This is a genomic window from Pseudomonas sp. DE0010 (assembly GCF_007680745.1).
Lineage (GTDB): Bacteria > Pseudomonadota > Gammaproteobacteria > Pseudomonadales > Pseudomonadaceae > Aquipseudomonas > Aquipseudomonas parafulva_B.
In genome coordinates this window covers 17,544-42,725 of sequence record NZ_VEJQ01000015.1, presented here as the reverse complement: position 1 = coordinate 42,725, position 25,182 = coordinate 17,544, and the positions used below count along the sequence as shown (strand labels likewise).

At 61.7% G+C, this 25,182-nt stretch carries 27 protein-coding genes; 6 read left to right on the top strand and 21 right to left on the bottom strand.

The window, feature by feature from the left end; translation table 11 throughout:
- Nucleotides 1-56 precede the first annotated feature (56 nt).
- Nucleotides 57-1,967 (bottom strand): ribosomal protection-like ABC-F family protein, encoded by a 1,911-nt coding sequence (abc-f, locus tag FS767_RS13090; RefSeq protein ID WP_144966077.1) that lies wholly within the window; start codon nucleotides 1,965-1,967, stop codon nucleotides 57-59.
- Between the two features lie 50 nt (nucleotides 1,968-2,017).
- Between abc-f and FS767_RS13085 the strand changes: the two genes are divergently transcribed.
- Nucleotides 2,018-2,500, top strand: coding sequence for a TIGR02444 family protein (locus FS767_RS13085; RefSeq protein WP_144966075.1), 483 nt, complete (start codon nucleotides 2,018-2,020; stop codon nucleotides 2,498-2,500).
- On the opposite strand, the gene FS767_RS13080 is transcribed toward FS767_RS13085, so the two are convergent.
- On the bottom strand, nucleotides 2,476-3,402 hold the full coding sequence (locus tag FS767_RS13080; RefSeq protein WP_144966073.1) for an AlgP family protein: 927 nt from the start codon (nucleotides 3,400-3,402) through the stop codon (nucleotides 2,476-2,478). The genes FS767_RS13085 and FS767_RS13080 overlap by 25 nt on opposite strands.
- A 257-nt stretch (nucleotides 3,403-3,659) precedes the next feature.
- Between FS767_RS13080 and FS767_RS13075 the strand changes: the two genes are divergently transcribed.
- Complete coding sequence (locus FS767_RS13075; protein ID WP_144966071.1) at nucleotides 3,660-4,298, top strand: FKBP-type peptidyl-prolyl cis-trans isomerase; 639 nt, start codon at nucleotides 3,660-3,662, stop codon at nucleotides 4,296-4,298.
- Between the two features lie 7 nt (nucleotides 4,299-4,305).
- Here the strand turns inward: FS767_RS13075 and rsd are convergent, their stop codons facing one another.
- From rsd to FS767_RS13040, 7 genes are all read right to left on the bottom strand, one after another.
- Nucleotides 4,306-4,776, bottom strand: a complete 471-nt coding sequence (gene rsd, locus FS767_RS13070) for a sigma D regulator (protein WP_144966069.1) — start codon at nucleotides 4,774-4,776, stop codon at nucleotides 4,306-4,308.
- Nucleotides 4,777-4,988: 212 nt separating this feature from the next.
- Entirely contained in the window at nucleotides 4,989-5,510 is a 522-nt protein-coding gene (locus tag FS767_RS13065; RefSeq protein ID WP_144966067.1) for a disulfide bond formation protein B, read from the bottom strand.
- A gap of 222 nt (nucleotides 5,511-5,732) precedes the next feature.
- Nucleotides 5,733-6,971: a heme biosynthesis HemY N-terminal domain-containing protein gene (locus FS767_RS13060; RefSeq protein ID WP_058604684.1), complete on the bottom strand. Its 1,239-nt coding sequence runs from the start codon at nucleotides 6,969-6,971 to the stop codon at nucleotides 5,733-5,735.
- Nucleotides 6,968-8,068, bottom strand: a complete 1,101-nt coding sequence (locus tag FS767_RS13055) for a uroporphyrinogen-III C-methyltransferase (RefSeq protein WP_144966065.1) — start codon at nucleotides 8,066-8,068, stop codon at nucleotides 6,968-6,970. Before FS767_RS13055 ends, FS767_RS13060 begins: the two co-directional genes overlap by 4 nt.
- A 31-nt stretch (nucleotides 8,069-8,099) precedes the next feature.
- Nucleotides 8,100-8,882, bottom strand: a complete 783-nt coding sequence (locus tag FS767_RS13050) for a uroporphyrinogen-III synthase (protein ID WP_144966063.1) — start codon at nucleotides 8,880-8,882, stop codon at nucleotides 8,100-8,102.
- A complete protein-coding gene (gene hemC / locus FS767_RS13045) occupies nucleotides 8,879-9,820 on the bottom strand; it encodes a hydroxymethylbilane synthase (protein WP_023535732.1) in 942 nt (313 codons plus the stop codon). Before hemC ends, FS767_RS13050 begins: the two co-directional genes overlap by 4 nt.
- A 159-nt stretch (nucleotides 9,821-9,979) precedes the next feature.
- Nucleotides 9,980-10,723: a LytTR family DNA-binding domain-containing protein gene (locus FS767_RS13040; protein WP_058604680.1), complete on the bottom strand. Its 744-nt coding sequence runs from the start codon at nucleotides 10,721-10,723 to the stop codon at nucleotides 9,980-9,982.
- A 310-nt stretch (nucleotides 10,724-11,033) separates the two neighbouring features.
- On the opposite strand from FS767_RS13040, the gene argH reads away from it, so the two are divergent.
- Nucleotides 11,034-12,428: an argininosuccinate lyase gene (gene argH / locus FS767_RS13035; RefSeq protein ID WP_144966061.1), complete on the top strand. Its 1,395-nt coding sequence runs from the start codon at nucleotides 11,034-11,036 to the stop codon at nucleotides 12,426-12,428.
- 110 nt (nucleotides 12,429-12,538) lie between these two features.
- Here the strand turns inward: argH and FS767_RS13030 are convergent, their stop codons facing one another.
- The gene (locus FS767_RS13030) at nucleotides 12,539-13,198 is read right to left on the bottom strand and encodes a glutathione S-transferase (RefSeq protein ID WP_144966059.1); all 660 of its coding nucleotides are present in this window, start codon (nucleotides 13,196-13,198) and stop codon (nucleotides 12,539-12,541) included.
- Between the two features lie 147 nt (nucleotides 13,199-13,345).
- Here FS767_RS13030 and FS767_RS13025 point away from each other — a divergent pair, with 147 nt between their 5' ends.
- Nucleotides 13,346-13,645, top strand: coding sequence for a hypothetical protein (locus tag FS767_RS13025; protein ID WP_144966057.1), 300 nt, complete (start codon nucleotides 13,346-13,348; stop codon nucleotides 13,643-13,645).
- Between the two features lie 68 nt (nucleotides 13,646-13,713).
- Nucleotides 13,714-13,959: a TIGR02647 family protein gene (locus FS767_RS13020; protein ID WP_023535777.1), complete on the top strand. Its 246-nt coding sequence runs from the start codon at nucleotides 13,714-13,716 to the stop codon at nucleotides 13,957-13,959.
- A 147-nt stretch (nucleotides 13,960-14,106) separates the two neighbouring features.
- Here the strand turns inward: FS767_RS13020 and FS767_RS13015 are convergent, their stop codons facing one another.
- The 6 genes from FS767_RS13015 to FS767_RS12990 form a co-directional block, all read right to left on the bottom strand.
- Nucleotides 14,107-15,525: an efflux transporter outer membrane subunit gene (locus tag FS767_RS13015; protein WP_144966055.1), complete on the bottom strand. Its 1,419-nt coding sequence runs from the start codon at nucleotides 15,523-15,525 to the stop codon at nucleotides 14,107-14,109.
- Entirely contained in the window at nucleotides 15,522-16,397 is an 876-nt protein-coding gene (locus FS767_RS13010; RefSeq protein WP_058604675.1) for an HlyD family secretion protein, read from the bottom strand. The genes FS767_RS13015 and FS767_RS13010 overlap by 4 nt, the downstream gene beginning before the upstream one ends.
- On the bottom strand, nucleotides 16,394-16,606 hold the full coding sequence (locus tag FS767_RS13005; RefSeq protein ID WP_144966054.1) for a DUF1656 domain-containing protein: 213 nt from the start codon (nucleotides 16,604-16,606) through the stop codon (nucleotides 16,394-16,396). Before FS767_RS13005 ends, FS767_RS13010 begins: the two co-directional genes overlap by 4 nt.
- Nucleotides 16,603-18,690: an FUSC family protein gene (locus tag FS767_RS13000; RefSeq protein WP_144966052.1), complete on the bottom strand. Its 2,088-nt coding sequence runs from the start codon at nucleotides 18,688-18,690 to the stop codon at nucleotides 16,603-16,605. Before FS767_RS13000 ends, FS767_RS13005 begins: the two co-directional genes overlap by 4 nt.
- The gene (locus FS767_RS12995) at nucleotides 18,687-19,139 is read right to left on the bottom strand and encodes a MarR family winged helix-turn-helix transcriptional regulator (RefSeq protein WP_058604673.1); all 453 of its coding nucleotides are present in this window, start codon (nucleotides 19,137-19,139) and stop codon (nucleotides 18,687-18,689) included. Before FS767_RS12995 ends, FS767_RS13000 begins: the two co-directional genes overlap by 4 nt.
- 136 nt (nucleotides 19,140-19,275) lie before the next feature.
- On the bottom strand, nucleotides 19,276-20,067 hold the full coding sequence (locus FS767_RS12990) for a tetratricopeptide repeat protein (protein WP_144966050.1): 792 nt from the start codon (nucleotides 20,065-20,067) through the stop codon (nucleotides 19,276-19,278).
- 207 nt (nucleotides 20,068-20,274) lie between these two features.
- On the opposite strand from FS767_RS12990, the gene FS767_RS12985 reads away from it, so the two are divergent.
- A complete protein-coding gene (locus tag FS767_RS12985) occupies nucleotides 20,275-20,835 on the top strand; it encodes a WYL domain-containing protein (RefSeq protein WP_144966048.1) in 561 nt (186 codons plus the stop codon).
- Nucleotides 20,836-20,895: 60 nt separating this feature from the next.
- On the opposite strand, the gene FS767_RS12980 is transcribed toward FS767_RS12985, so the two are convergent.
- The 5 genes from FS767_RS12980 to FS767_RS12960 all read right to left on the bottom strand — a co-directional run bounded on the left by FS767_RS12980 (nucleotide 20,896) and on the right by FS767_RS12960 (nucleotide 25,115).
- Nucleotides 20,896-21,759, bottom strand: coding sequence for an ABC transporter permease (locus FS767_RS12980; protein WP_144966046.1), 864 nt, complete (start codon nucleotides 21,757-21,759; stop codon nucleotides 20,896-20,898).
- A gap of 15 nt (nucleotides 21,760-21,774) precedes the next feature.
- Entirely contained in the window at nucleotides 21,775-22,638 is an 864-nt protein-coding gene (locus FS767_RS12975; RefSeq protein ID WP_144966044.1) for an ABC transporter ATP-binding protein, read from the bottom strand.
- A 3-nt stretch (nucleotides 22,639-22,641) separates the two neighbouring features.
- The gene (locus FS767_RS12970) at nucleotides 22,642-23,661 is read right to left on the bottom strand and encodes an ABC transporter substrate-binding protein (RefSeq protein ID WP_144966042.1); all 1,020 of its coding nucleotides are present in this window, start codon (nucleotides 23,659-23,661) and stop codon (nucleotides 22,642-22,644) included.
- A gap of 16 nt (nucleotides 23,662-23,677) precedes the next feature.
- Nucleotides 23,678-24,577: a TauD/TfdA family dioxygenase gene (locus FS767_RS12965; RefSeq protein ID WP_144966040.1), complete on the bottom strand. Its 900-nt coding sequence runs from the start codon at nucleotides 24,575-24,577 to the stop codon at nucleotides 23,678-23,680.
- Nucleotides 24,578-24,773: 196 nt separating this feature from the next.
- Nucleotides 24,774-25,115 (bottom strand): tryptophan synthase subunit beta, encoded by a 342-nt coding sequence (locus FS767_RS12960; RefSeq protein ID WP_144966174.1) that lies wholly within the window; start codon nucleotides 25,113-25,115, stop codon nucleotides 24,774-24,776.
- Between the last annotated feature and the right edge of the window lie 67 nt (nucleotides 25,116-25,182).

The window sequence follows — 25,182 nt, the reverse complement described above, 5'->3', positions numbered from 1 at the left end:
AACGATTCTGCAGCTCTGCTTCCGAGGGGCCGGTAGCAAAGCTCGCAGAGCGCGCGTCAGATGAGCGCTTCGAGTTCCGCCTGCATGGCTTCAAGCGTTTCCAATGCCTGCATCCAAGCGTCTTCAAGGTCACCTTCACGCTGCTTGAGCGCAGTTTGCCGGGCCAGCAATTCACGCAGCTCTTCCTTGCGCGCAGCTTCGTAGAGACCACCATCACCCAACGCAGTCTCGATCTCGGCCAACTGTGCATGCACCTGGTTGAGTTCAGCTTCAAGCTTGTCAGCGGTCTTCTTGTGCGGCGCCAATTGTTGGCGCAATGCTGCCGCAGCTTGGCGCATGGCCTTCTTGTCGGTCTTGTCGGGATTGGTTATCGCGCTACTGACCGGCGCGTTGCGCTGACGATAGTCCACGAGCCAGCGGCTATAGTCATCGAGGTCCCCGTCGAAGGGTTCGACCTTGCCATCGGCGACCAGCAAGAAGTCATCGGTGGTGCTTTTGAGCAGGTGCCGGTCGTGGGACACCACTACCACTGCCCCTGCGAATTCCTGCAAGGCCATGGTCAGGGCCAGGCGCATTTCCAGGTCCAGGTGGTTGGTGGGTTCGTCGAGCAGCAGCAGGTTCGGCCGCTCCCAGGCGATGAGCGACAGCGCAAGCCGTGCTTTTTCGCCACCTGAGAAGTTCACGACCGGCTCGTCTACGCGATCGCCATGAAAATCGAAACCACCGAGGAAATCGCGCAGTGTCTGCTCGCGCTCGGTTGGGGCAATGCGCTGCAGGTGCAGCAAGGGGCTGGCCTTGTCGTCCAACGAGTCGAGCTGGTGCTGGGCAAAATAGCCGACGGCGAGGTTTTCACCCCGCACCAGGCGCCCGGACAGCGGCTCGAGTTCACCGGCAAGGTTCTTGATCAAGGTGGACTTGCCTGCGCCGTTGGGGCCTAGCAGGCCGATGCGTGCACCTGGCACCAGCTGCAGCTTGACCTTCTCAAGGATGGCCTTGTCGCCGTAACCCAGTCGCCCTTCGGACAAGCTCAACAAGGGGCTGGAGATTTTCTGCGACTCGCGGAACACGAAATCGAACGGCGAATCCACGTGAGCGGCCGACAGCTCCTCCATGCGCTCCAGGGCCTTTATGCGGCTCTGTGCCTGACGCGCCTTGGTGGCCTGGGCCTTGAAGCGCGCAATGTATTTTTCCATGTGCGCGCGCTGCGCCTGCTGCTTCTCGTAGGCCTGCTGCTGTTGGGCCAGGCGCTCGGCACGGGTGCGCTCGAAGGCACTGTAGCCGCCCTTGTACAGGTTCAGCTTGCGTTGTTCGACATGCAGCACGTGATCGACCACGGCATCGAGGAAATCCCTGTCGTGGGAGATCAACAACAGCGTGCCCGGGTAACCCTTGAGCCAGTCTTCCAGCCAGAGGATGGCGTCCAGGTCCAAGTGGTTGGTCGGTTCGTCGAGCAATAACAGGTCGGAGGGGCACATCAATGCCTGGGCCAGGTTCAGGCGCATCCGCCATCCACCGGAGAAGTCGCCGACGCGGCGGTCCATCTGCTCGTTGGTAAAGCCCAGCCCCGCCAGCAGCTTGCGCGCTCGCGCATCGGCGGTATAACCGTCAGCACTGTCCAACTCACTGTGCAGCCGGGCCAGTGCCGTACCGTCATGGGCCTGTTCGGCCTCTGCCAACGCAGCCTGCACCCTGCGCAATCGCACATCGCCGTCGAGCACATAGTCCACGGCCACCCGGTCGAGGGTATCGACCTCCTGGCGCATGTGTGCGATCCGCCAGTCTGCCGGCAGGTGGCAATCACCGCCATCGGGCGACAACTCACCGCGCAGCAAGGCGAACAAGCTGGATTTGCCGGCACCGTTGGCACCGATGAGGCCGGCCTTGTGACCGGTGTGCAGGGTCATCTCGGCGCCATCTAGCAAGCGCTGAGGACCACGCTGTAAAGTGAGGTTGGATAGTCTGATCATGATGGTCGCGGAGTCTACCAGCTTCCTCGGCCCATAGCGCGAGTGGAACCATGCAAAGCGACTTGTGGGATCACGCCCTGAGCCTGTACGCCAGGCCCGGTGTGGAAGCGGCTTGCCTCGACCTGCAACGGCAAGGGGGCGATGTGTGCCTGCTACTGTGCGCCACCTGGCTGCAGGCCAGGTCAATCGAGGTGCAGCAACAGCGCATCGAGGCATTGCAGGGCTGTGCAGGGCCCTGGCAACGGGATGTGGTATCGCCCTTGCGAAGCCTGCGCGAACAATGGCGAGAATCAGCCAAAGACGATCAACCGTTGGCTGAACTTCGAGAGCAACTCAAAAAGCTGGAGCTTTCGGCCGAAAGAGCGCTGTTGGAGCGCTTGCAAGCCTGTGCATCACAGTGGCCCGCTGGCAGACCTGGACAAACGGGCGACTGGCTGGCTGGGCTTGCGCCGAGCCAGCTGCAAGATCACCGCGCGCTTGAACAATTGCGCGCGGCGGCACTTGCGCATCAGGCGTCGGTGGACGACGACTGAGCAGCACTTACATCGGATACTGGTGTGGCAGGGCTCACCGAGTTGCCGGACGGTGGGGCTTTATCTTGCGCAGTTGTTGCCGGCTTGGCACTCGCGGAGCGGCTGCTGGCAGTGCGAGTCGCCGTTCTGGTAGCGGTGCCACGGGTGGAGGGTTTGGCAGGTGCGGGCTTGCTTGTGGCTTTTGCACCCGCAGCGCCTGATGCAGACTTGGCCGCCTGGGGACGGGCTGCAGAAGATTCGGTCACGGAAGACTTGGCCGCCGTTGCTTTGGCAGGGGACTTGGTCGCGGCCGGCTTCGCGGCAGCCTTGGCCGCGGTAGGCTTCGAGGCCGATCTTGCAGCAGGTTTGGCTGCCACGGTTTTAGCGTCGGCGGCCTTGGCCGCAGGCTTGGTCGCTGCGGTTCGCGCGGCTGGTTTGGCCTTGCCGGTGGCCTGGGTGGACGATTTGGCGGCTGTGGTCTTGGCAGCAGGCTTGGTAGCGGCTGGGGCGGCAGCCTGGGCTGCACGTTGGTCGAGGGCCTTGGTGGCAGCTTCACGCACCTTGCCAACACCCTGGGCCAGTTTCAGGCTGTCCTGAGCATCGCGCTTTAGCTGCTGGATGTAGCCGCGAGTCTGGGTCTGACGGTCTTTGAGCGAGTCGAGCAGCGCTTCGAGCTCGGCAACTGACTTCTTGGCCTTGTTTTGCGACTTGGTTTTGCCCGCCGTTGCTGCGTCCTGCAACTTCAAGCGACCGTTATGCAGTTTTTCCTGGGCCTTGCCGCGCTGCTTTTCCAACTTGGCCAACAGCTTCTCTGCATCAGCCAGCGCTTGCGAGCAGGCCTCTTCCAAATGTTCAAGCAAGCTACCCGAAAGTTGCTGAAGCAGGTGTAACGGCGTGCTGACTGGCTTTTTCTTGGCCGACATGACTTACCTCCTGACTGATGAGAGTGCGACTCATACTATGCTTCCGCTGCGCAGGCCGCTAGGGCATCTTGACCGCAATATCCATACACTGTTGGATATCAACCTCTGAGCACATTGCGCATCGCAAACACTGCAATCAACAACTCATCGCTGGCGCTAACTGCCGTTGCTGAATGCATCATGTGCCCGGCACGGGCCGAGCCCGTACCGCCCTGAACACTGACATACTTCACCACCCACCGCCGTAGGAATTGGTCATGCTTCGATCCATTGTTCTAGGTTTTTGCCTACTGCCGATGTTGGCCGTGGCCAACACCGATGATCAGGACCTCGCCTACAGCCTGGGCGCCAGCCTGGGTGAACGGCTGCGACACGAAATGCCAGGGCTACCGCTCGATACGCTTATCGAAGGCTTGCGCCAGTCGTACCAGCAACAGCCCTTGAAGTTGAGCCAGGCCCGCATGCAGGCGCTGCTCGAACAGCACCAACCGCAGCAGCAAGACGCTGTGCCCCAGGCGCCTGAAGCCGCAGAGGTACGTTTCATGGCCAATGAGCGGGCGCGTGCTGGTGTGCGTGAGCTGATGCAAGGCGTGCTGTACAGCGAGCTACAAGCAGGCAATGGCCCGCAGCCCAAGGCAGGAGCCAAAGTACTGGTGAATTACGTGGGGCGGTTGCCCAGCGGGGACGTGTTCGACCAAAGCCGTGAACCGCAGTGGTTCAGCCTCGCCTCGGTTATCGAGGGCTGGCGGGTGGCGCTGCCGCAGATGCGGGTGGGGGCAAAATGGCGACTGGTGATTCCGTCTGCACTGGCCTATGGCGCCGACGGCGCGGGTGATTTGATCGCACCCTACACGCCGCTGGTTTTTGAAATCCAATTGCTGCAAACCAAGGACTGAATGACCCTCAGACGGGCGCCAGCCCTTCTTCCTTATGCGCGTTGTGCAGCACTTCAATCAGACAGTCTTCAAGCTCGAAGCGCTCATGCAACAAGCTGCCAAGCTTGCCGAGCTTCTCGGCGAAGCGCTCGGTGTCCCTGCATTGAGCCTTGACGCAGTGATCGTTGAACGCCAGTGCAATCTGGGTAATGTCATCGATGCGTGGGCTGATCTCGCCTGCAAGGTCAAGGGCTCGGGTGTCTCCGAATGCCTTGGCCTCGCTGACCAGTTGTTCACAGATTTCGAAATGCCACGCCGAGACGTAATCCACCAGCAGCGCACAGAAGTCGCCGTTGGTGTCCTTGTCTGCAAAGGCAGGCTTGGCATCGCGCAAAGAACGATAGGCATGAACCAGTTGCTCGCGCTCGCTCAGCCAACGGTCGATCAGCGTGTTGACCCCGCCCCAGCGTTCCTGTGCATTCTGACAACTATCGAGCATGGCGATCTCTTCCCCTGTGGGCTGATGCCGCTGCTCCTCGCGTAGCGCTTCTATGGCACGAGACTAAATCAGCAGGACAGCATCAAACCTTGGATTTTCGGTATGCGTGCTCGGAGATTATTCCCACGCAAGCTGCCCTTCAAGGTACGCAGGGTAATAACTTCGTACAAGTGTTTAATAAACCGCCTTAGCACCACCGGTCGTGCGGCGGTTCAGCGTTGCTCGAGGTCATGGGTGACCAAGGCATGCAGGCGACTTGCAAGTAGATGGCCAAGCGCCAACGCAGCCAGGAGCACAAAGGCCATCAGGCTCCATTCGGGTAGCGTCAAGTCGATGAAGCTCCAGGTCAGGGCATTGCAATCAGGGGCCCCGGAAAACAGTTGCCGGGCAAGCTCGTTCCAGTACTGCCCGGCGTTGTGGTCGATGGCGACGGGGCACACCAGATCATCGACAACAACCCCCTGCAACCAGACATGCCTTGCGGCTACTGCAGCGCCACCCAGAGCAAAGCCAAGCGCTAGCTGGGCATAGCGGCGTTGGCCTTCAAGTGTCGGCCCATGCAGCACCGCGCTTAGACACACCAGGACATACCCTGCCAGCAGCACCCGTTGCGTCAGGCACAGTAGGCACGGCAAGAGCCCAAGCGCATCCTGCAGCTTGAATGCAGTGACCAGGGCAGTGAGCGCCACCAGGCAGGCAGGGAAGAAGAAAGTACGCAGGCGGGCCGGCAGCATGGGCAGTGGGGGTCCCGGTATCGATGGTCGTGACTTGAAACGGTAGAGGAAACACATCCTTTGTTTCAAGGCACAACAGTCGAGACAATTCCCAGCGTTGCCTAGGAAATATCCAACTGCCGTGTAAGACGCACCTTAAGAAAATACGTCAGGATTTCTCCACCCCAAACCGAAAGATTACCTGCCCATGAAGCCCGCGGCTTCCCGCGGGCCAGGGTCAGGTCAAGCGCGAACCGTCTCCGGCAAAGGCAGCGCGAGCAAACGCTCATCAAGCAAACCAAGTCCTTCCTGGAAAAGCTGATTGCTGCGTTCGGTTTCGCCAAGGCCAGCGAGTAGACGCGCCAGCTCAGCGCAGGCTTCGGGGTTGCGCTCCATGCGCAAGCTGCTTTCCAGGTAGTCACGGGCCTTGCCCCACAACCGATTCTGCAAGCTGAGTCGACCCAGCGTCAGCAGCAGACTGGCATCCTGGGGATGGTCCTTGAGCCAAGCTTCGGCGGTCTGCAGCTGGCGCGCGGGATCCTCACCGCGCACCAGACCGTACAGCCGGGCAAGATGGCTTTCGTAGCTGCGCTTGAGCGCCGTACGCAACACCTGCTCGGCCTCGCCCTGGGCACCGAGCTGGCGCAGTTGTTCGGCATAGGCCAGGACCAGTTGCGGCTCCTGACGCTGGGCGGAGGTCAATTGCTGCCAGGCACGCTCCAAGGCTTGGCGAGCCGTTTGCGCATCTTCGCCCCGGGTCTGTGCCAGGCTCAGGTTTTGCCCCCAGGCACGACGTTCGAGCGTGGCAAGCTCGGTAGCGGGCAGCACCTTGTTCTTGCGCAGGTCCGGCATCAGGCGAATGAGCGCAGGCCAGTCGCCGCGCTCGAGCTGCAAGCGTTGCAACAAACGCAGTACCTGAGTGTTGTGCGGATGACGCTCCTGCATGGCCAGCAACGTCTGAAGCGCCCCGTCGTTGTCGCCACGGTCCATTTGCAGTTGGGCATGGGTCAGGGCTACGGCAAGCTCCGCCTGAGGTTGCCGCTCCAGCGCACGCTCCAGCAGACCGTCGCTTTCCTCGACACGGCCCTGCTCGTTGGCGGCCTTGGCGGCGCCAAGGTAATACATCAGCGGTTGGCGTTCAGCCTCTGCGGCCCTGTGCAGATGACGCTGGGCGCTGGCCCAGCGCCCTTCTGCCAAGTCCAGCTGGCCCTGTTCGATGGCAACGCGGTTACGCCGGCTGCGGTTGCGCCGGGACCAGGGGTTGACCGCCCCGCCAGAGGCCAGGACCAGGCCGACCAGAAAACGCAACACCAGCAGCGCCAGGATGACGGCCAGCAGCCCCAACAGCGCGGCCCAAAGCCCGGACTGGTAACGGAAGCTGCCATAGGAAATCATCACGTAGCCGCTGTGCTTGGCAACGGCCACGCCGAGGGCCGCCGCTACAACAATGGCCAATACCGCCAACAGGTAGACACGCTTCATGGCTTGTCTCCCTTATCCTCGGCAGGCAGATGTCGGCGCTGGATATAGGCCTGAACGGAGGCAAGACTTTCGCTGAGATCAGGGGTCACGACCGAAACGGGTTGCTCGGCCAGTGCGTTGAGGCTGTCGAGCATGGCTTTGCTCTGCGGGTTGTCGGCGTTGAAGTTGGCCAGCAGCACGCTGCGTGCATCATCCAATGCCTGGGCATAAACCTTCGCATCCCCGTTGAGCGCTGCCCATTGCGCCTGCTCCAGCGTAAGGCTCAGCGCCAGGCGCAGCTGGTTGAGCTGCTGACCGGCGAGCAACGGTTTCACATTCTCGTCGGCATTGAATTCAATCTGGAAATACTTGGATATTTCCGACCACCATTTGGCCAGGCGACTGGCGCTATCGCCGTCACTGGTCAGCGCACCCATGGCATTGGCGTCATTGTCGAATTCGGGCGACTGGGCGCTCAGTTGCTGGACGAGCTCACGCTGGGCCGCCAATTTCAGGAACAGGCCGGTGCGGTCAGGTTGCTGGGTATTGTTGAGGGTGGCGAGGCTGCGGGCCAGTTGCTCGCGCGCGGCGAAGGCGCCAGGGTCGCTTTGCTCGCGCAAAATCTCGTCCGCACCTTCGACCAGTGCCTTGGCGCTGGTGATGTCCTGCAAGGCCGACAGCCTCAGGGTCGCCAGACGCAACAGGTGTTCGGCTTCGGCCAGGCGCCATTCCTTGCGGCTTTCACCGAGTACGGTCTCAAGCCGCTGACTCAGACGCTGTTGATCGCCTTGGAGCTGCGCCACCAGGCGACGGCGGTCTTCAAGCTCACTGGCTGCCGGCAGACCTGCCAACTGCGCGCTGATTTTCTGTTCGCGCTGCTGAAGTGCCTCGGCACGCTGGTTCAGCGCCTCCAGGTGCTGGCCCTGATCGAACTCGCTGCCTTGCAGTTGGTGCACTTGCCAAGCGCCCCAACCACCGATAGCGATGCCGGCAGCGCCCAACAACAGGGCCAGCGCGGCCAAGCCATTGCCGGAGCGCTTGGCGGGCACTGGGGTGACAGGCTCCGTCGGCGCCTGTGCCGATGTTTGATCCTTGTTGGACAAGACAGTCTCGCTCACGTATCCATCCTTTGCATGGGGGCGCGCCGCCTTAGAGCTTGGCGCCTGGGTCGGCAGGTGCAGCGCTGCGCTGCACGGCTGCCAGCAAGGCCGTGGCGCTGGCGCCACGGCAATCCACAACGTGTTGGGCACCTGCGGCCCGGGCCTGTTCAGCGACCCGCGGGCTTGGTACGAACACCGGCAAGCGTGCCAGCTGCGGCCATTGGCTACCAGCCAGTTGCTGCAAGTGTTCGAAACCCTGTCCACTGCTGACCACCAGGCCATTAAGGCGTTCCGCTTCGATGCGATGCAACAGGTAGCCTGCAGGGTACGGCGGCAGGTTGCGGCGATACAGTTCCAGATAATCGACGGTAGCACCTAGCTGAGCAAGACGCTCTGCCAGCAGTTCGCGACCTCCGACACCCCGCACGATCAAGATGCGCGGCGCTGGGTTCGCCAGTACCTGTTGCAGCGCAGGCAATTCGAGCAGGGCTTCACTGTCGTCCCCGCATGCGGGGAAGCTGACATCCAGCTGTGCATCCTGCAGCACCGCAGCAGTAGCCGCGCCTACCGTGAACCAACCCTGGGGCGGCAGGGATAGCTGCCGCTGCTCCGCTGCCGCCAGCAGCAGCCGGGCGGCCGGTTTACTGACCACGATGAACCCCTGGTAAGTGGACAGTTCCTTGAGCAATTCCAACTGCGGCCGCTGCAGCATGACAGGTTCGATTGCAAGCAAAGGCATGCAGCTGCTGGCTATGCCGGCTTCGCCCAGTGTGTGGGCAAGCGCTGCACACTCCTCGGCGGGCCGGGTCAATAGCAGGCGCCAAGGGCTCACGAATGCCCTGCCTCGCCGTAGACTTCCTTGAGAATGGCCTCGGCGCCCTGGTTGAGCAGGTCTTCGGCCACTTGCATACCGAGTGCTTCGGCTTGCAGACGAGGTGCCCTGGCCTGGGCGACCAACAGGGTACCGCCATCTGGATGCCCTACCAGGCCTCGCAGCCACAGCTGGTCTTGTTCGAGCACGGCATAACAGGCGATCGGCACCTGGCAACCGCCGTTGAGGCGCTTGTTCAAGGCGCGTTCGGCTACCACACGATCGGCGGTATCGAGATGATGCAAAGGCGCGAGGAGTGCGTGGATCTCTGCATCGGCACTGCGGCATTCGATGCCGACGGCGCCTTGCCCCCCGGCAGGAAGGCTATCGTCGACGCTGATGCTGTCGGTGATTCGCGCTTCGAAGCCCAGGCGGATGAGCCCGGCTGCCGCCAGGATGATGGCGTCGTAGTCACCCGCGTCGAGCTTGGCCAGGCGTGTATTGACGTTGCCGCGCAGAAAGCGAATTTGCAGGTCGGGACGACGGGCCAGCAGTTGGGTCTGTCGACGCAGGCTCGAGGTTCCGACGATGCTGCCGGCGGGCAACGACTGGAGGCTGTCGAACCGGTTGGAAACGAAGGCATCGCGCGGATCTTCACGCTCGCAGATGCAATACAGGCCAAGGCCCTCGGGAAAGTCCATGGGGACGTCTTTCATCGAATGCACGGCAATGTCGGCTTCGTGCTCGAGCAGAGCGGTTTCCAGTTCCTTGACGAACAGCCCTTTGCCGCCGATCTTGGCCAAGGGTGCATCAAGCAGCTTGTCACCCCGACTGACCATGGGCACCAGGGAGACTTTCAGGCCAGGGTGGGCCTGTTCCAGGCGCGCCTTGACGTATTCGGCCTGCCACAGGGCCAGGGCACTTTTACGAGTGGCAATACGGATTTCGCGAGTGGACATGTAACGCCCCGAACCAGAGAAATGCCGCCGATGATAGCAGCATCATCGGCGGCACTAGCAGATACGGATCAACAGCATGGGTCGAAGCTGCCAATGACAGCCCGGCTGGAGGCCTGCGCGCAACTCTCATTAGCGATGGCGCGTTACTGCCTCAAGCGCTCAGAGGGTCTGCATCATCTTGCGCACGCCTGCTACATGACGCCGGCTCACGGTCAGGGCATCACCATCTAGCCCTCGAAGGTACAGTTGGAAATGCCCCAGAGGTGTACGTTGCAGGCGTTCGATCCGTTCCCGCGCAACCAGCGCATTGCGGTGGATACGCACAAAACGGTCGCCAAATTCATCCTCGAGCGCCTTGAGCGGCTCGTCGAGCAACACTTCGCCCGTTTCATGGCGCAGGGTCACGTACTTGTGATCGGCAATGAAATAGATGATCTGAGCGATAGGGATCAGCTCGATGCCCTTGCGGGTTCTGGCGCTGATATGGCTGCGGGGGCCACTGCCCTCGTGGCCTGGACGCGTGAGCGCGGCCAGCTGGCTGCGGTTGGGCCGGTCGGCCCTGCGCAGTGCCTCGCGAAGCGCCTGCCCGTGAACAGGCTTGGTCACGTAGCTGAGGGGGGTTTCCTTGAAGGCATCTTCCCCATACTCGTCATCACCGGTACAGAACACGAGCGCAGGCGGCGCCTCACGCTCGCACAGTCGGGCGGCGACCTGCAGACCATCGAGGCCAGGCATTCCGATATCCAACAGGACGATGTCGGGTTTCAGGCTTTCGATCAGCGCAAGGGCCTCTTCACCATTGGTGGCACTTGGCTCCAGCACGGTATAACCCTCGAGTTCACCGAACATTCGGCTTAGGCGCTCGCGGCCTTGGGGTTCGTCATCAACGATCAGGACATTCATAATTGCGCTGGATTCCTGAGTGAGTCTCGCACGGTTAAAAGCGTAGACAGCTGTGTTTGAAGCGACGCTGCGTGTCACGCTCTAGACCGGTGCGATAGCCAAAGATTCACTGTGGCTGGCAGATTAGCTGCCCGCCTCTGTCAAACTGTAGACGGTCCATGGAACACTGCCGTTCAATCCGTGAAATCTCCGTTGCCTACACCGCGCTATGCCTTTTCCTCGCGTCCACCCTGCAGGCGCCCTGCGGCACTAGCCCTAACCCTGTTATCATCGCGGCAATTTTTCGTTCACGCCTGCAATGAGTGAAACCATGAGCACTGACAAGACCAATCAGTCCTGGGGCGGCCGCTTCAGTGAACCCGTAGACGCCTTCGTTGCCCGTTTCACGGCCTCGGTCGATTTCGACAAGCGCCTGTACCGCCACGACATCATGGGCTCCATCGCTCATGCCACCATGCTGGCGCAAGTCGGTGTGCTCAGCGATGCCGAGCGCGACACCATCATCGATGGGCTCAAGACCATCCAGGGCGAAATCGAGGCTGGCACCTTCGACTGGCGTGTCGACCTGGAAGACGTGCACATGAACATCGAAGCGCGCCTGACCGACCGCATTGGTATCACCGGCAAGAAACTGCACACCGGCCGTAGCCGCAACGACCAGGTCGCGACCGACATTCGCCTGTGGCTGCGTGACGAAATCGACCTGATTCTGGCCGAAATCACCCGCCTGCAAGAAGGGCTGCTGGAACAGGCCGAACGCGAAGCCGAAACCATCATGCCTGGCTTCACGCACCTGCAGACCGCGCAGCCGGTCACCTTCGGCCACCACCTGCTGGCCTGGTTCGAAATGCTCAGCCGCGACCATGAACGCCTGGTCGACTGCCGCAAGCGTACCAACCGGATGCCATTGGGCAGTGCTGCGCTGGCCGGCACGACCTACCCGATCGACCGTGAGCTGACCTGCAAACTGCTGGGCTTCGAAGCCGTGGCAGGCAACTCCCTGGACGGCGTGTCGGACCGTGACTTCGCCATTGAATTCTGCGCCGCCGCCAGTGTGGCGATGATGCACCTCTCGCGCTTCTCCGAAGAACTGGTGCTGTGGACCAGTGCCCAGTTCCAGTTCATCGACCTGCCCGACCGATTCTGCACCGGCAGCTCGATCATGCCGCAGAAAAAGAACCCGGACGTGCCCGAGCTGGTGCGTGGCAAGAGCGGGCGCGTCTTCGGTGCACTGACCGGTTTGCTGACCCTGATGAAAGGCCAGCCGCTGGCCTACAACAAGGACAACCAGGAAGACAAGGAACCGCTGTTCGATGCCGCAGACACGCTGCGCGATTCGCTGCGTGCCTTCGCCGACATGATCCCGGCCATCAAACCCAAGCATGCCATCATGCGCGAGGCCGCCTTGCGCGGGTTCTCGACCGCAACGGACCTGGCCGACTACCTGGTGCGCCGTGGCCTGCCGTTCCGTGACTGCCACGAAATCGTGGGCCACGCGGTGAAGTACGGGGTCGATAGCGGCAAGGACCTGGCAGAGATGAGCCTGGAAGAGCTGCGTCAATTCAGTGACCAGATCGAACAGGACGTATTCACCGTCCTTACGCTGGAAGGCTCGGTAAATGCCCGTGATCACATCGGTGGTACGGCACCGGCGCAGGTACGTGCAGCGGTGGCGCGCGGCAAGGCGTTGCTGGCCGCACGCTAACGGCGCTGAGTGACGGGGCGAGGGCCACCCTGCCCCGTCGCTTTGCCAAAAATACTCAGGTTGACGGGGCTGTAACACAAGCCCCAATCCGGTCGGACTAGCCCGCCGCCTCAGCGCCTGTTGCGCATCATTTCCAGGAATGACGGCATTGCCGCTTCCTTGTCTGCGACGATTTTCGCCATGTGGGGGTTCTGCCCCATCAGTTCTAGCAATGCCTTGGCCTGAGGGAAATCTTCAAGGAAGTCGATGTTGAGCACTTTCTTGCCTACGGCGCATGCCAGGTCGACCGAGAAGCAGAACATCAGGTCGGCCAGGGTCAATTGCTCGCCTGCCACGTAAGGTGCAAAACGCCCGTTGCGCTTGAGCGTGGCGAAACCTGCCAGAAGCTCAGTGCGCGCCTTTTCCTTGACCAATGGTTCCACGGGCATGCCAAAGAATGCTTCGGCGTAGCATGTACGCGCAGGGAGCTCGATGTACAGCTCGATCTCCTTGACCAACTCATGCACCTTCGCCTTTGCGTACGGATCAGCGGGAAGCAGCGCCTTGCCGCCCTGGGTCTGCTCGATGTAGTCGAGGATCACCGTGGTTTCGCTGAGAAAGCCGTGCTCGGTCTGCAGTACCGGCACCTTGCCCCGTGGGCTGACTTCCAGCACCTGAGGCGTCTGACCGCTGAAGAACAGGACTTCTTCGAAAGGCGCGCCCTTTTCCAACAAGGCCAATTTGACCATGTTGTAGTAGTTGCTGACAGGGAATCCGTGGAGCTTGAGCATGGTTCGACAGCCTCCGGGCCGTATGGGAATGGCAGGGCTGTTATAGCCCTTTGGCCATCGGCTGACCAGCGTCATGCACCTGGTCGATGACCAGGCATTGCCACCACGGACGTGGCAAACTGTAGCGCCCACGACAGGAGTAAACCCATGAGCGAGCCCACCGATATCGACAATGACGATGAAGCGTTCGCCGAAGCCACGCTGACCCAGGCCATCGAAAACCAGATTGAAAGCGGCGAGCCGGCTGCGGCGAAGGCTACGTTCAACAAGCTGACACTGGTCGGGTATGAGCGCGAGGATATCCTCAACCTGATGGCCCACGTGCTGGCCTTCGAGATCGACAACATGCTGGCGCAGGACCGAGCCTTCGATAGCCAGTGGTATGAAAACGCCTTGCGCGCGCTACCCGAACTGCCTCCTGAGATGGATCAAGGCGACGGCGAATAACCCGGCTACACTCCAGATTCAGGCACCCCCGCGGTGCCGCTATCCTCGTCTGGAAGTCAGGAGTCGCCATGTCCTTTTCACCCGAACTGATCGCTGAACTGGAAGTGCTTGCACTGTTCAATCTCGACAGCAGCCAGGAAGGCATCAAGATTCACAACACCGCATCCCCGACGCTCATCGCCGCCGCGCAGCGGCTGCACGAAAAAGGCCTGACCGATCAACCCGACGGTGGCTACCTGACCAGCCTGGGTCACGATGCGGTCGAAAGTGTTCAGTTACTGCAGAACATTCTGAGAGCGCCTCAGCCGGCCTGACCTTGTCATTGCTGGGGCTGCGCTGCAGCCCCTGCTGTACATTGGCCGCGGAACGCTCATTCACAAGCCGTAAACTCTGTTTTCTCGGCTGCGCGCGCTTTGCCTGACTCTTGTCTCGATACTTTTCACACAGACTTTATTTTCCCCTCAGTGCTCGATGGGACGCTTCCAACCGCCTCCAAGCGCCAGAAACACGCCAACCTGTCCCATTGCAACCTGGCTGTTCGCAGCCGCCAACTGCGCACGCATGTCGGTATAGGTCCGCGTCGCCTGCAAGTCCGCCAGGAACGACGCACGCCCAGCCTGGTAGTACCGGTGCGTCTGGTCGGCCGCTTCCCGAGCAGACTTCTCTGCCTCGGCCAGTGCATCGCGCCGGTCCAGCAATGCGCTGTATTGAGCCAGCCGTGTCTGGGTTTCGCGTATGGCATTGAGTACTACGCCATCGAAATTCGCCAAGGCTGCTTGGGTAGATGCTTCAGCTGCGCGAATTCGGGCCCGCGTGCCGTTGGTGGGGATGCTCCAGCTGATCTGCGGGCCGAAGCCCCAGCGGTTGGTCGCAGGCTCGCCCAGGTTGTCCAGGATGCCGATGGTCCCGACCTGCGCGCCGATGCTGATCTGTGGATAAAGCGCGCCGGTCGCTACACCGATATTGGCGGTGGCAGCCGCCAATTGGCGCTCTGCCTGGCGTACGTCGGGGCGACGTTTGAGCAACGCGGCGCCATCGCCCACCGGCACTAACTGGGTCAGCTGCGGCAGTTCAGAGCAATCGGCAGTTCCTGCTGGCAGCTTCTGCACGGGGACCGCCAGCAATGCGGCCAGGGTATACAGGCCTGTCTCACGTTCGGCCTTGAATCGCGGCAGCTCGGCGCCCAACGACTTGAACTGGGTTTGCGACCGCGTCACCTGAGTTTCATCACCCCGCCCCGCATCGCGCAGGCGCTGGCTGAGCTTGACGCTTTGCGCCTGTAAATCGAGCGATTCACGGGCAATGTGGTATTCCTCGTTGGCCGAGCACACCTGGGTGTAGGCCTTGACCACATCCGCCACCAGCGTGATCCGCGCCGTGTCCGCTGCGGCCTGTACCGCATCGGCACTGGCCCTGGCAGCCTCCGTACCGCGTTTGAAGGTGCCCCACAGGTCGAACTGGTAGGACGCGCTTATGATCGCCTCGCCGATGTTCGCCACAGGCACCTTCTCGGGCTGCAAGAAAGCCTCCCCAGATTCCTGCAGGCGCTGGGCACCTAGCTTCACCCCACCGTCGAAGCCCCCTTGAGATTCAGCGATGTCGACCTGCGCACGGGCCTTGGCGATGTTCGCCGCAGCCACCCGCAACTCGGTATTGGCACTCAGAGCCTGGCGTACCAGCGCGTTCAACCGCGGGTCGTGATACAGCTGCCACCAATCTTCCGGCACCGGTGCCGACACTACGCTGTCGGCATCTTGGCGCAGGGGGCCATTGAGGTCAGTGCGCTGGATTGCCGCTTCTTTGGGCAGCTCGTAGTCTGGCCCGACCGTCATGCAGGCGCCGAGCGACAGGCATAGCCCTGCGAGCATCAGCCGTTTCATGGGTGCATGTCCTCGACGATCGAGACGGTGGCGGTTCGCCCGGCAATCATGCGGAAATCCTGCGGGACTTCGTCAAAGGCGATCCGCACCGGAATCCGCTGGGCCAGCCGCACCCAGCTGAAGGCAGGGTTGACGTTGGGCAGCAGGTTGGTGCCGCTGCTGCGGTCGCGGTCCTCGATGCCGGCTGCAAAGCTTTCCACATGCCCACGCAGGCGGGTGTTGTCGCCCATCACACGAATATCCACCACGTCCCCGATGTGAATGCCCCCCAGCTTGGTTTCCTCGAAATAGCCATCGACGTGATAAGAGGCACTGTCGACCACTGACAGCACCGGTCGCCCGGCGGTTACGAACTCATGGTTGCGCGGCGCGCGATCGTTGAGATAACCGTCCACGGGGCTGCGCACCACCGAGCGATCCAGGTTCAACTGGGCACTGTCGACAGCCACCTGCGCCTCGCTGACCGCCGAGCGGGCGCGCGCTTGGCGCGACTGGCTTTCTTCGAGCTGTTCGGCCGCGACCAGGTTGCCCAACTTGCGATTACGGTTCACCTCCCGCGAGGCCTGGGCCAAGGTTTCCTGACGCTCGCCGAGCGTGGCCTTGGCCTGACGCAGCGCCAGGGTGAAACGGTCCTGGTCGATGGTGAACAGCACATCGCCACGCTTGACGGTCTGGTTGTCGCGCACCTCGACCTTCTGGATCAACCCGGATACGTCCGGGGCGATCTGGATCACATCGGCGCGAATGTGGCCATCGCGCGTCCAGGGTGCGAACAGGTAGTACACAACCATTTGCCAGACGAGTACGGCGGCAAATGTCACGACCAACAGAGTAAGGACCACACGGCCCAGGGTCAGCAAAGGTTTTTTCATGGCAGCATCAGGCTTCGACAGAAGTGGTCCACCGCACCGAGCAGCACGGCGTAGAGGGCAACGTTGAACAATGCCCGGTGCCAGACCAGGCGATAGAAGTGCGCACGCACCAGTACGGCGTGGACACCCAGAAACAGCAAGTAGGTTCCAATCATCATCACCAGCAGCGTGGGCAGGAATACCCCACTGATATCCAGTTCACCGATCACAGGGGTGCTCCATCCAGGCCAGACGGTAGTTGCAGTTGCTCCGCAGGCTCGAGCATGACCTCGACGCCTGGCAGCAGCGCCAGGCGCAGGCCAGCCAGCGCATGCAACAAATGCGGGCGGGCGTCGAGGCGTTCGCAGGGCTCATCGAGACTGAGCGCCAGCCGGGCCCTTTCCATGTTGCGCAAGAGTGCAGGTGGCGCGTGCAGCCGCTCACCGGCGCGCAGGCAGGCCGCGTAATGGGCACCCACTTCAGCGATCACCAGGGCCAGTCGCTCGCGGGCGACCTGACCAGCACGCGGCATGTACGCCAGCAAGTCGAGCAGGTTCAGCCCAACACGCAAGTCCCGTAGCGCCACGCTGCTGTCCTGGCCGGTTTGCGACAGGCGAGGTAAATGCTGCATCAGGCGATCGAGCATTTTTACACCCACCTTGCGATGCTCGGCCAAGGTTGCGTGCTCGGTCACCTCGACGATGTCGCGCCAGGCGAAACGGGTCATGCGCTTGGCGGCCAGCTCCACACCGAAGGGGCGCATGACCAGAGTCCAGATGAACGCGAAGAGCAGGCCAACAGGGCCGGCGAGGTTGGAATTGAGGAAGGTGAAGAAATCGGCGTCGTAGGCACCCTGGATGCTGATGAAGGTCGAGGTGTTGACGATGGTCAGCAATGTCCCTAAGTAAAAGCGTGGCTGTACCGTCAACGTGCCGATGCAGATGAAAGGCACGGCGAAGGCCAGTACCAGCATCGGGAAGTCATGCAGGTTGGGCAGCACGAGGAACAAATACAGGCTCGAGAAAATGACCGACAGCAGGGTCCAGAAGAAAAAACGGTAGATCTGTGGGGCCGGGTCGTCCATTGCCGCGAAGAAGCTGCAGGAGACGGCCGCCAGGATCACCGCACTGGCGCCATCATTCCAGCCCAGGCCGATCCACAGGCCGCAGGCAACGATGATGGCCAGGACGGTGGAGGTGACCGAGTAGAGCATCAGGCCCCGATCGAAGAATGGCCGCAAGCGCGCCAGGCGCCAGTGCCGGTAAACGGCGCGCCAGGGGGTGGCGTCGTCGGTACGCAGGGCATGCTGCAAGGTACAGCAGTCCTGCCACAGGTCTACCCATTCGGTAAGCCGATAGAGCGCGTTGGACAGCAACAGCTCGGCCCGTTGGTCCAGTGCAGCCGCATCCGGGCGCAGGTCGTCGATCCTTTGATGCAGAGCTGCCCACCGCTGGACAGAGGGGCTGTCTGCGGTGCCCTTGAGCCATTCACGTGCAGCATCAAGCACAGGCAGGATGTGTTCAAATTGCTGCGCAGCGCGCCCTTGCAAGGCCGCCAATGCATCGTCCAGCGCGTCGATGACCGGCAGCAGGTGGATCATGCGCCCACGCAGCTCGCGGGCGTTTTTCAAGGTATGGGGGCCGGTACCTTCATGGCCGAGCTGGCCGATCATCAACTCCAGTGAGTTGAAGGTCGCCACCATCGCCCCGCGCATGCCACCGACATCGACCGCGCTCTGCTGCCGGGCGAGATAGCTGTCGCTGTAGCGAATGGCATCGTTGAACCAGTTGCCGGTCGCCCCTACCACCACAGGCGCGAGCCGTCGTGGCCAGAAAATGGCCCCAACTACGGCTGCGCAGACGATCCCCAGGCAGATTTCCTGGGCCCGCGAGGAAGCCACGTCGAACACGGCCAATGGGTTATCGACCACTGCCAGGGCGATCATCGGCAAGGTATACCCGGCCAGCATGAACACGTAGTTGTTGGCCGTGCGCACATTCAGCGAGAGGAACAGCAACGTCCCCGTCCACAGGGCCACTGCGATGCTCAGCAGCAGCGGCGACTGCACCAGGGGCGGTACCAGCAGCACTGCCCCAGCGGCGCCCAGCAAGGTGCCCAGGGCGCGGTACAACGCCTTGGAGCTGGTAGGCCCCAGGAAGGGGCTGGAAACGATGTAGACGGTCGCCATGGCCCAGTAAGGACGCGGCAACTGCATGAGCAGGGCGATATACAGCGCGATCATGGAGGCGGCGAATGTGCGCACGCCGTAGAACCAATCGCGCGCCGGTGGCACCGAGCTGAAGAAGCCGTTCATGCGACCCCGCCCGTGCTGCCCAGCCCGGCTGCTTCGAATGCGCGCAGTACACGCAGCGTGGCCTGCAGGTCCTCTGGGTCGAGCCGACTCAGCACATCACCGCGCACCCTCACCAACTCCGCCTCGATGGCCTCGGCCAGCACGCGCCCTTCAGCCGTAAGGCTCAGGGCCTTGGCGCGCCTGTCCATCGGATCTTCGCTACGCAACACCAACCCGGCCCTGCACAGCTGGTCGAGCAAGCGCACCAGGGACGGGCTTTCCAGCCCGGCCGCCTGGGCGACCGCCACCTGGTGCACGCCATCGCCCAGGCGCACGATCATCAGCAGTGGCGCGGCACAGGCTTCGGAAATGCCGTAGCCGGTCAGTGCCATGTGGCAGATGCGGCGCCAGTGCCGAGCGGCAACGACCAGGCCACTGCTGACCTGAAGACGCAGAAGATCAAGGGACATGGGAATCACATATATTCATAGTTTGCTAACTATCAATATACGCCTGGTGCTCCCCCTTCCGTCAACCGGGGGCGACGAAGCGCCTGCATGAAATCTTGTTCACACGGCCATACCAAACGCTACCCACGCTACTACTTCAAGGCTGAACCTGATCTTCCAGCTTCATGGTCAGGGCCAAGGTACTGCCCATCTGCACGGCGCGATCGCGCCATTGCTGATACCGCTCCTGATCGCGTCGACTGAAGTGCACGGCCAGTTCTTCTGCCGCCTGCACCACACCCGCAGCGGCCGCCAGTTCGAGCCAGTACAATGCCGGCTTGAGCTCCGGTTGCACATTCAGGCCGTGAATCAGCCGGTAGCCAACCTCGAAACGACAGCGTGCCTCACCCTGTTCGGCACCCTGCAGGAACCATCGGTAGGCAAGCTGCGGATCGATCTGCCATTGCATACGGCCGTCGCACACTTCTTCTTCGTACAAGTCTCCCAGCGCAGCGGCCGCATGCGGCATGCCTCGCTCGAACGCCTGGCGGTAGCATTCGGCGGCCTGCGTGTAGGAACGATCCACACCTTTGCCGAAGTAGTGCTGCTGCCCCAGGTTGAACCAGGCCACGGCACTGCCCTGCAATGCCGCCATGCGCAGAAGGTGCCCGGCCAACACGGTATCAGCACGCCAGTACTTGCCATTGAGCCAGATCCAACCCAGGTCGTTCAGCGCTGCCACATTCCCCTGCAGGGCTTGCAGGCGCAGATCCTGGTAGACCGCTTGCAAGTCACTGGCTTCGTCCAGGCGGCTGACCAGCATCGTCCGTTGACTGGGCATGCCGACACCTGCAAACAGCCGCTGGCGTCGGGCGACAGCGGGCGGAACGATCACCTGTGGCGGAAGCAGGCGGGCGAGCAGCGAATGGATATTGCCGACAGCAGACATGTTCATCCTCATTGAACGACGCACAACCTCAACCTTCGGCTGTGATGAGGCGTGATTCTGCGCAACAGGACGTCAAAACCTGTCGCGAACGATTCGGCGGCAGGCAACCAACCGTCACTTACTTGATCTGAGCGGTCCGTGGCCAATTGCCATGCCCCTCGCGTGCCGCCATCCTAGAGCGGCAAGCCTAGACAAGGACGTTACCTTTTGCCGTTCGCCACCACTCGCGCCACCCTCAGCCGTCAGTGGGCGCTGCTGCGCCAGCTACCGGGCCGTTCTCCAGGCCTCACCAGTTCCGAGCTGGCTTGTCGGCTACGAGACCTGGGTTTTACCGTCAGCAAGCGCACCGTGGAGCGCGACCTCAATGACCTGTCGTTGATCTTCCCGCTGGAGCGCAATGACAAGAGCATTCCCTACGGGTGGCACTGGGCCGCGAGCGTTGTGAGCGAGCTGCGCGGCACCACCGATCTGCTGGCGCATCTCAAAGGAGAAGCGCTGCAAGCGCCACCGGGCGAAGGCATTGAATTGGTGGCGCGCATCAGTGACCCACTGGCGCGCCAGCTCAGAGAGGCTCCACTGAGCAGCGACATGCAGTTGACCGCCCATGACCAGGGGCATCGGCTGCGGGCCACGGTGAGCGACGGGAGCTCGTTGCGCTGGTGGCTTTTGAGCCGTGGGGACGAACTGGTGGTCGAGCAGCCTGCGCAGTTGCGCGAAGAGATCGGCAAGATTCTCAGCAACGCCGCAGCCCAGTATCTAACGCCATGACCAGGGACGCTCGCATTGGCCTTGGCCAATGGCGACCGGCCAACGCCGGCGCTTGCAAGCTCAGCGCTGCATGCCCCAGCGCTTGACCGTCAGGCGCTCCAGGGTGTTGAAGACTAGCCCCTCAACCAGCAGCCCGATCAGGATGACCACCGCAAGGCCTGCGAACACCTTGTCGGTATAGAGTTCGTTGCGGTTCTGAAAGATGTACCAACCCAGGCCACCTTTGCCGCTGCTGGCACCAAAGACCAGTTCTGCGGCGATCAGCGTGCGCCAGGCGAACGCCCAGCCGATCTTGAGCCCGGACAGAATCGAGGGCAACGCCGCCGGCACCAGGATGTGCATCACCAGCCGTAGCCCTTTGAGGCCGTAGTTGCGCCCGGCCATGCGCAGGGTGTCGGAAACACCCTGGAACCCTGCATAGGTATTGAGCGCCAGGGCCCAGAGCACCGAATGCACCAGGACGAAGATCAGGCTGTTGTCGCCTAGACCGAACCACAGCAAGGCCAATGGCAACAGGGCGATGGCAGGCAGGGGGTTGAACATCGAGGTCAAGGTGCTCAGCAGGTCGCGCCCAAGCTGGGTGGAGACGGCCAGGCTGGTGAGACCAAAGGCCAGGATAATCCCTAGCAGGTAGCCCTTGAGCAAGATCACCAGCGACACGCCGACCTTGGCCGGCAGCTCTCCACTGACCAGGCCTTCCCACAGCGCGGCAGCGGTCTGCAGGAAGGTCGGTAGCAGCAGGTCGTTGTCTTGATAACGGGCGACGGCTTCCCACAGCAATGCGATAACTATCAGGATGACGGCCTTGCGCAGCCAACCGTGCTGCCAGAGGCGCTGACTCAACGACAGGTCGCGTTCCACAGACACGCTGAGCAAAGGCTCCAGCTGCACCTCGTATTCCTGGCGCACAGGGGTTGTGGTCATGGCTCAAGCTCCTGATCAGTAGGCAATGCGGATGTCGTTGAAACCAATGTCATCGACTTGAGCGGGGTCGGCCGCTTCATCGAACAGCAAACGGTGTATGCGCCGGGCACTGGCCTGGAAATCGCTGCCCCCCAGGCTGCCCAGGTCATATTGGTGGCTGTGCACCTCGGCGCGTACCCGGCCGGGGTGAGGCGAGAGCAGCAAGATGCGGTTGCCCACCACCAAGGCCTCTTCGATGGAGTGGGTGACGAACAGCAAGGTGAAGCGTACTTCCTCCCACAGCAGCAGCAACTCTTCCTGCATCTTGCGCCGGGTAAGTGCATCAAGGGCGGCGAACGGTTCGTCCATCAGCAATATCTTCGGCTGCGTGGCCAAGGCCCTGGCAATCGCCACGCGCGCTTTCATGCCGCCTGACAGCGTATGCGGGTAGGCATCGGCAAAGGCTGCAAGACCGACTTTCTCCAGGTAGTGAAGCGCCCGTTCTTCAGCGTCGGCCCGCTTCAATTGGCCCGATACCAACAGTGGAAACATGACGTTGTGCTTGACCGTCTTCCAAGGCGGCAACTGGTCGAATTCCTGGAACACCACGATGCGGTCCGGCCCCGGGCCGCTGACGGGTTGCCCCTGAAGCAGGATCTGCCCTTCACGAGGTTCGATGAAGCCGGCCACAGCTTTGAGCAAGGTTGACTTGCCACAACCGGATGGCCCCAGCAGGACGAAGCGATCAGCCTGATCCACCTCGAAACTGACCTGATGGGTAGCGCGTACCACCCGTTCCCGGGTCCGGTATTCAAGGGTAAGGCCCTGCACGTTCAACAACGGCGGTGCTATGGGATGGCTCAAGGTGCTGACCGTGTGGCCTGGCAATGGCGCAGTCATGGCTCAGCTCCCCTGCAGCGGGCGTTCATCCTGGAAGAAATAATCCTTCCACGACGCTGGCTTGTGCTTGATCGCGCCGACCCTGTAGAGGAATTCGGCGAGCTTGTAGGTGTTCTTTGGCGTGACGGTAAATTCGTACCGAGGGTTGTCGATCAGCTTGATGAGGCTTGCGCGGTCGATCTTGGCGTTGGTCACCCGGATGTAGGTATCGGCGGCGGCTGCCTTGTCGTTCTGGGCAAACGTGGCCGCTTCGGCGATGGCATCGACGAAGGCTTTGTACGTCTTGGGGTTGTCCTTGCGGAATTTTTCGGTGGCAAACAGCAGCGTGGGCGAATTCGGCCCGAGCAAGTCGTAGCTGTCGAGCACGATGTGCACGTTCTTGTTGGCCAGCGCCTGGTCCTGGAACGGCGGGTTTGAGAAGTGCCCGTTGAGTTCGGTACCGCCTGCCAGCAAGGCGGCCGTCGCATCAGGATGAGGAACCGCCAGGGTGTACTTGTCCAGGCGGTTGTATTGCTTGTCTCCCCATTGCTGCGCCGCGGCGTATTGCAGCAAGCGCGACTGCACGGACACCCCCACCGCCGGCACGGCGATGCGGTCCTTGTCGGAAAGATCCGCAATGGTCTTCACAGCCGGATTGCTGCTGACCAGGTAATACGGGAAGTTGCCCAGCGAAGCCACGGCCTTGACGTTCTGTCGCCCGTGGGTTCGATCCCAGACGGTGAGCAGCGGGCCTACGCCAGCACCTGCGATATCCACCGAGCCGGACAGCAATGCGTCGTTGATGGCCGAGCCACCGGAAAGCTGTGCCCACTCGACGTCGATGTCGATGCCCTGCGCCTTGCCGTGCTTTTCGATCAAGTGCTGGTCACGCACCACATTGAGCAGCAGGTAGACGATGCCGAACTGTTCGGCGATACGAATCTTGCCTTCTGCCTGGGCGGCGGCGGGGGCCGCGAGACTGCCAATGACGAGGCTTGCGCCCAGCCCGATGCTTGCCGCCAGGCGGCTGATGGATTTGCGCATGATGGAATCCTTGTCGTCAGAACGGGGCATCGCCCTGGATGGTGGTGCGGTAGAGCTTGCGCCGCAGGTGTGCAGGGCAACCGGCAGCCAAGTGGATCAAGGAGCGGTTATCCCAGAACACCAGGTCGTGGGGCTGCCATTGATGGCGGTAGACGTTGTGCTCCAGCACGCTCAAGGCATACAGCTGCTGCAGGACATCCCGGCTTTCGTCCTCCGGCAACCCGACGATGCGGGTGGTGAACCCTTCACTGACGAACAATGCCTGGCGACCGGTTTCGGGGTGGGTACGCACGATGGGGTGGATGACTTCCTGCACCTGAGCCAGTTGCTCGGCTGTCAGTGCAGGGCGCCAATTGCCTTCGAATCGGGTTTCGGCATAGCGGGCGGTGTAGGAATGAGCGGCACTGCGCCCGGCTATCAGCGTGCGTAGCGCAGCGGGTACTGCGTCCCAGGCCTTGTGCATGTCGGCGAACAACGTGTCCCCGCCCTCGTCAGGGAGTTCCTGGGCATGCAGCATCGAGCCCAAGCTGGGCAGTGCCTTGTAGGAGAGGTCCGAGTGCCAGAACTTGCCCGCATCGCCCAGGCCGATGTTCTGGCCGTTCTCGATGATGTTGGAAACAATCAGGATTTCAGGGTGCCCCTGGAGCAGGAACTGCTTGAGCACATGAATCTGCAGTTCGCCAAAGCGGCGGCTGAACGCGATTTGCTGCTCAGGCGTGATGCGCTGATCGCGAAAAACCAGAACATGATGATCGAGGTGAGCGCGATGAATACGCGCGAAGTCTTGGGCATTGAGCGGCCTGGAAAGGTCGAGGCCGATGACTTCAGCGCCGACGGCGCCGGCGAACGGGTGGACTTCAAAAAGTTGTGACGGCGCGCTATCGATGAGCGACAGGGCGTTCAAGGCGGCTGGCATGTTTCACTCCCACGCAGTGCGCGACTTCATGACGCGCGACGATCGGAAACGCACGGGGGACTCCCGTGTGGGTTCGAGTCGTGCGGCGCATCGATTGGTCGACGGGTACGCAGTGGGTGAACTATAAGGTCATAAGAAAGATATTTTAAATACCTTTAAAGCATAACCATAGTCCGGCCGGTGCATGGGCTGGGTGTCAGATCAGGCCACCCTCTTCTTCTTCCTCTATCAGGTTGTTGAGGCTGCTCAGCGCCTTGCGCGCCGTCGAACGGTTGAGCAGTTTGGCCTGGGCGCCAGGTGGCAGATCGGTGATCTTGAACACGCCTTTGGCGGTCAGGACATCGATCAGGTCTTCAAGCACCCGGATCATGTCCAGGTCGCTTTGCTTGAGCTGATTGAGGCTATTTTCCACGACGTCATCGGCAAACCATTCCTGGATGTCGGCATGGTCGGCCGGAAGCGTTTCGGTAAATTCGTCGAACGCAGCAGCTTCCACTCGCTGCAACTGGCCAGCGGCGTCGCGTTGCACGTAGAACATGGCGATGTCCCTCGTCACATGGATTCCTTCAGGGTAGACAGCAGCATAGGCAAAAAGCGCCGCACGC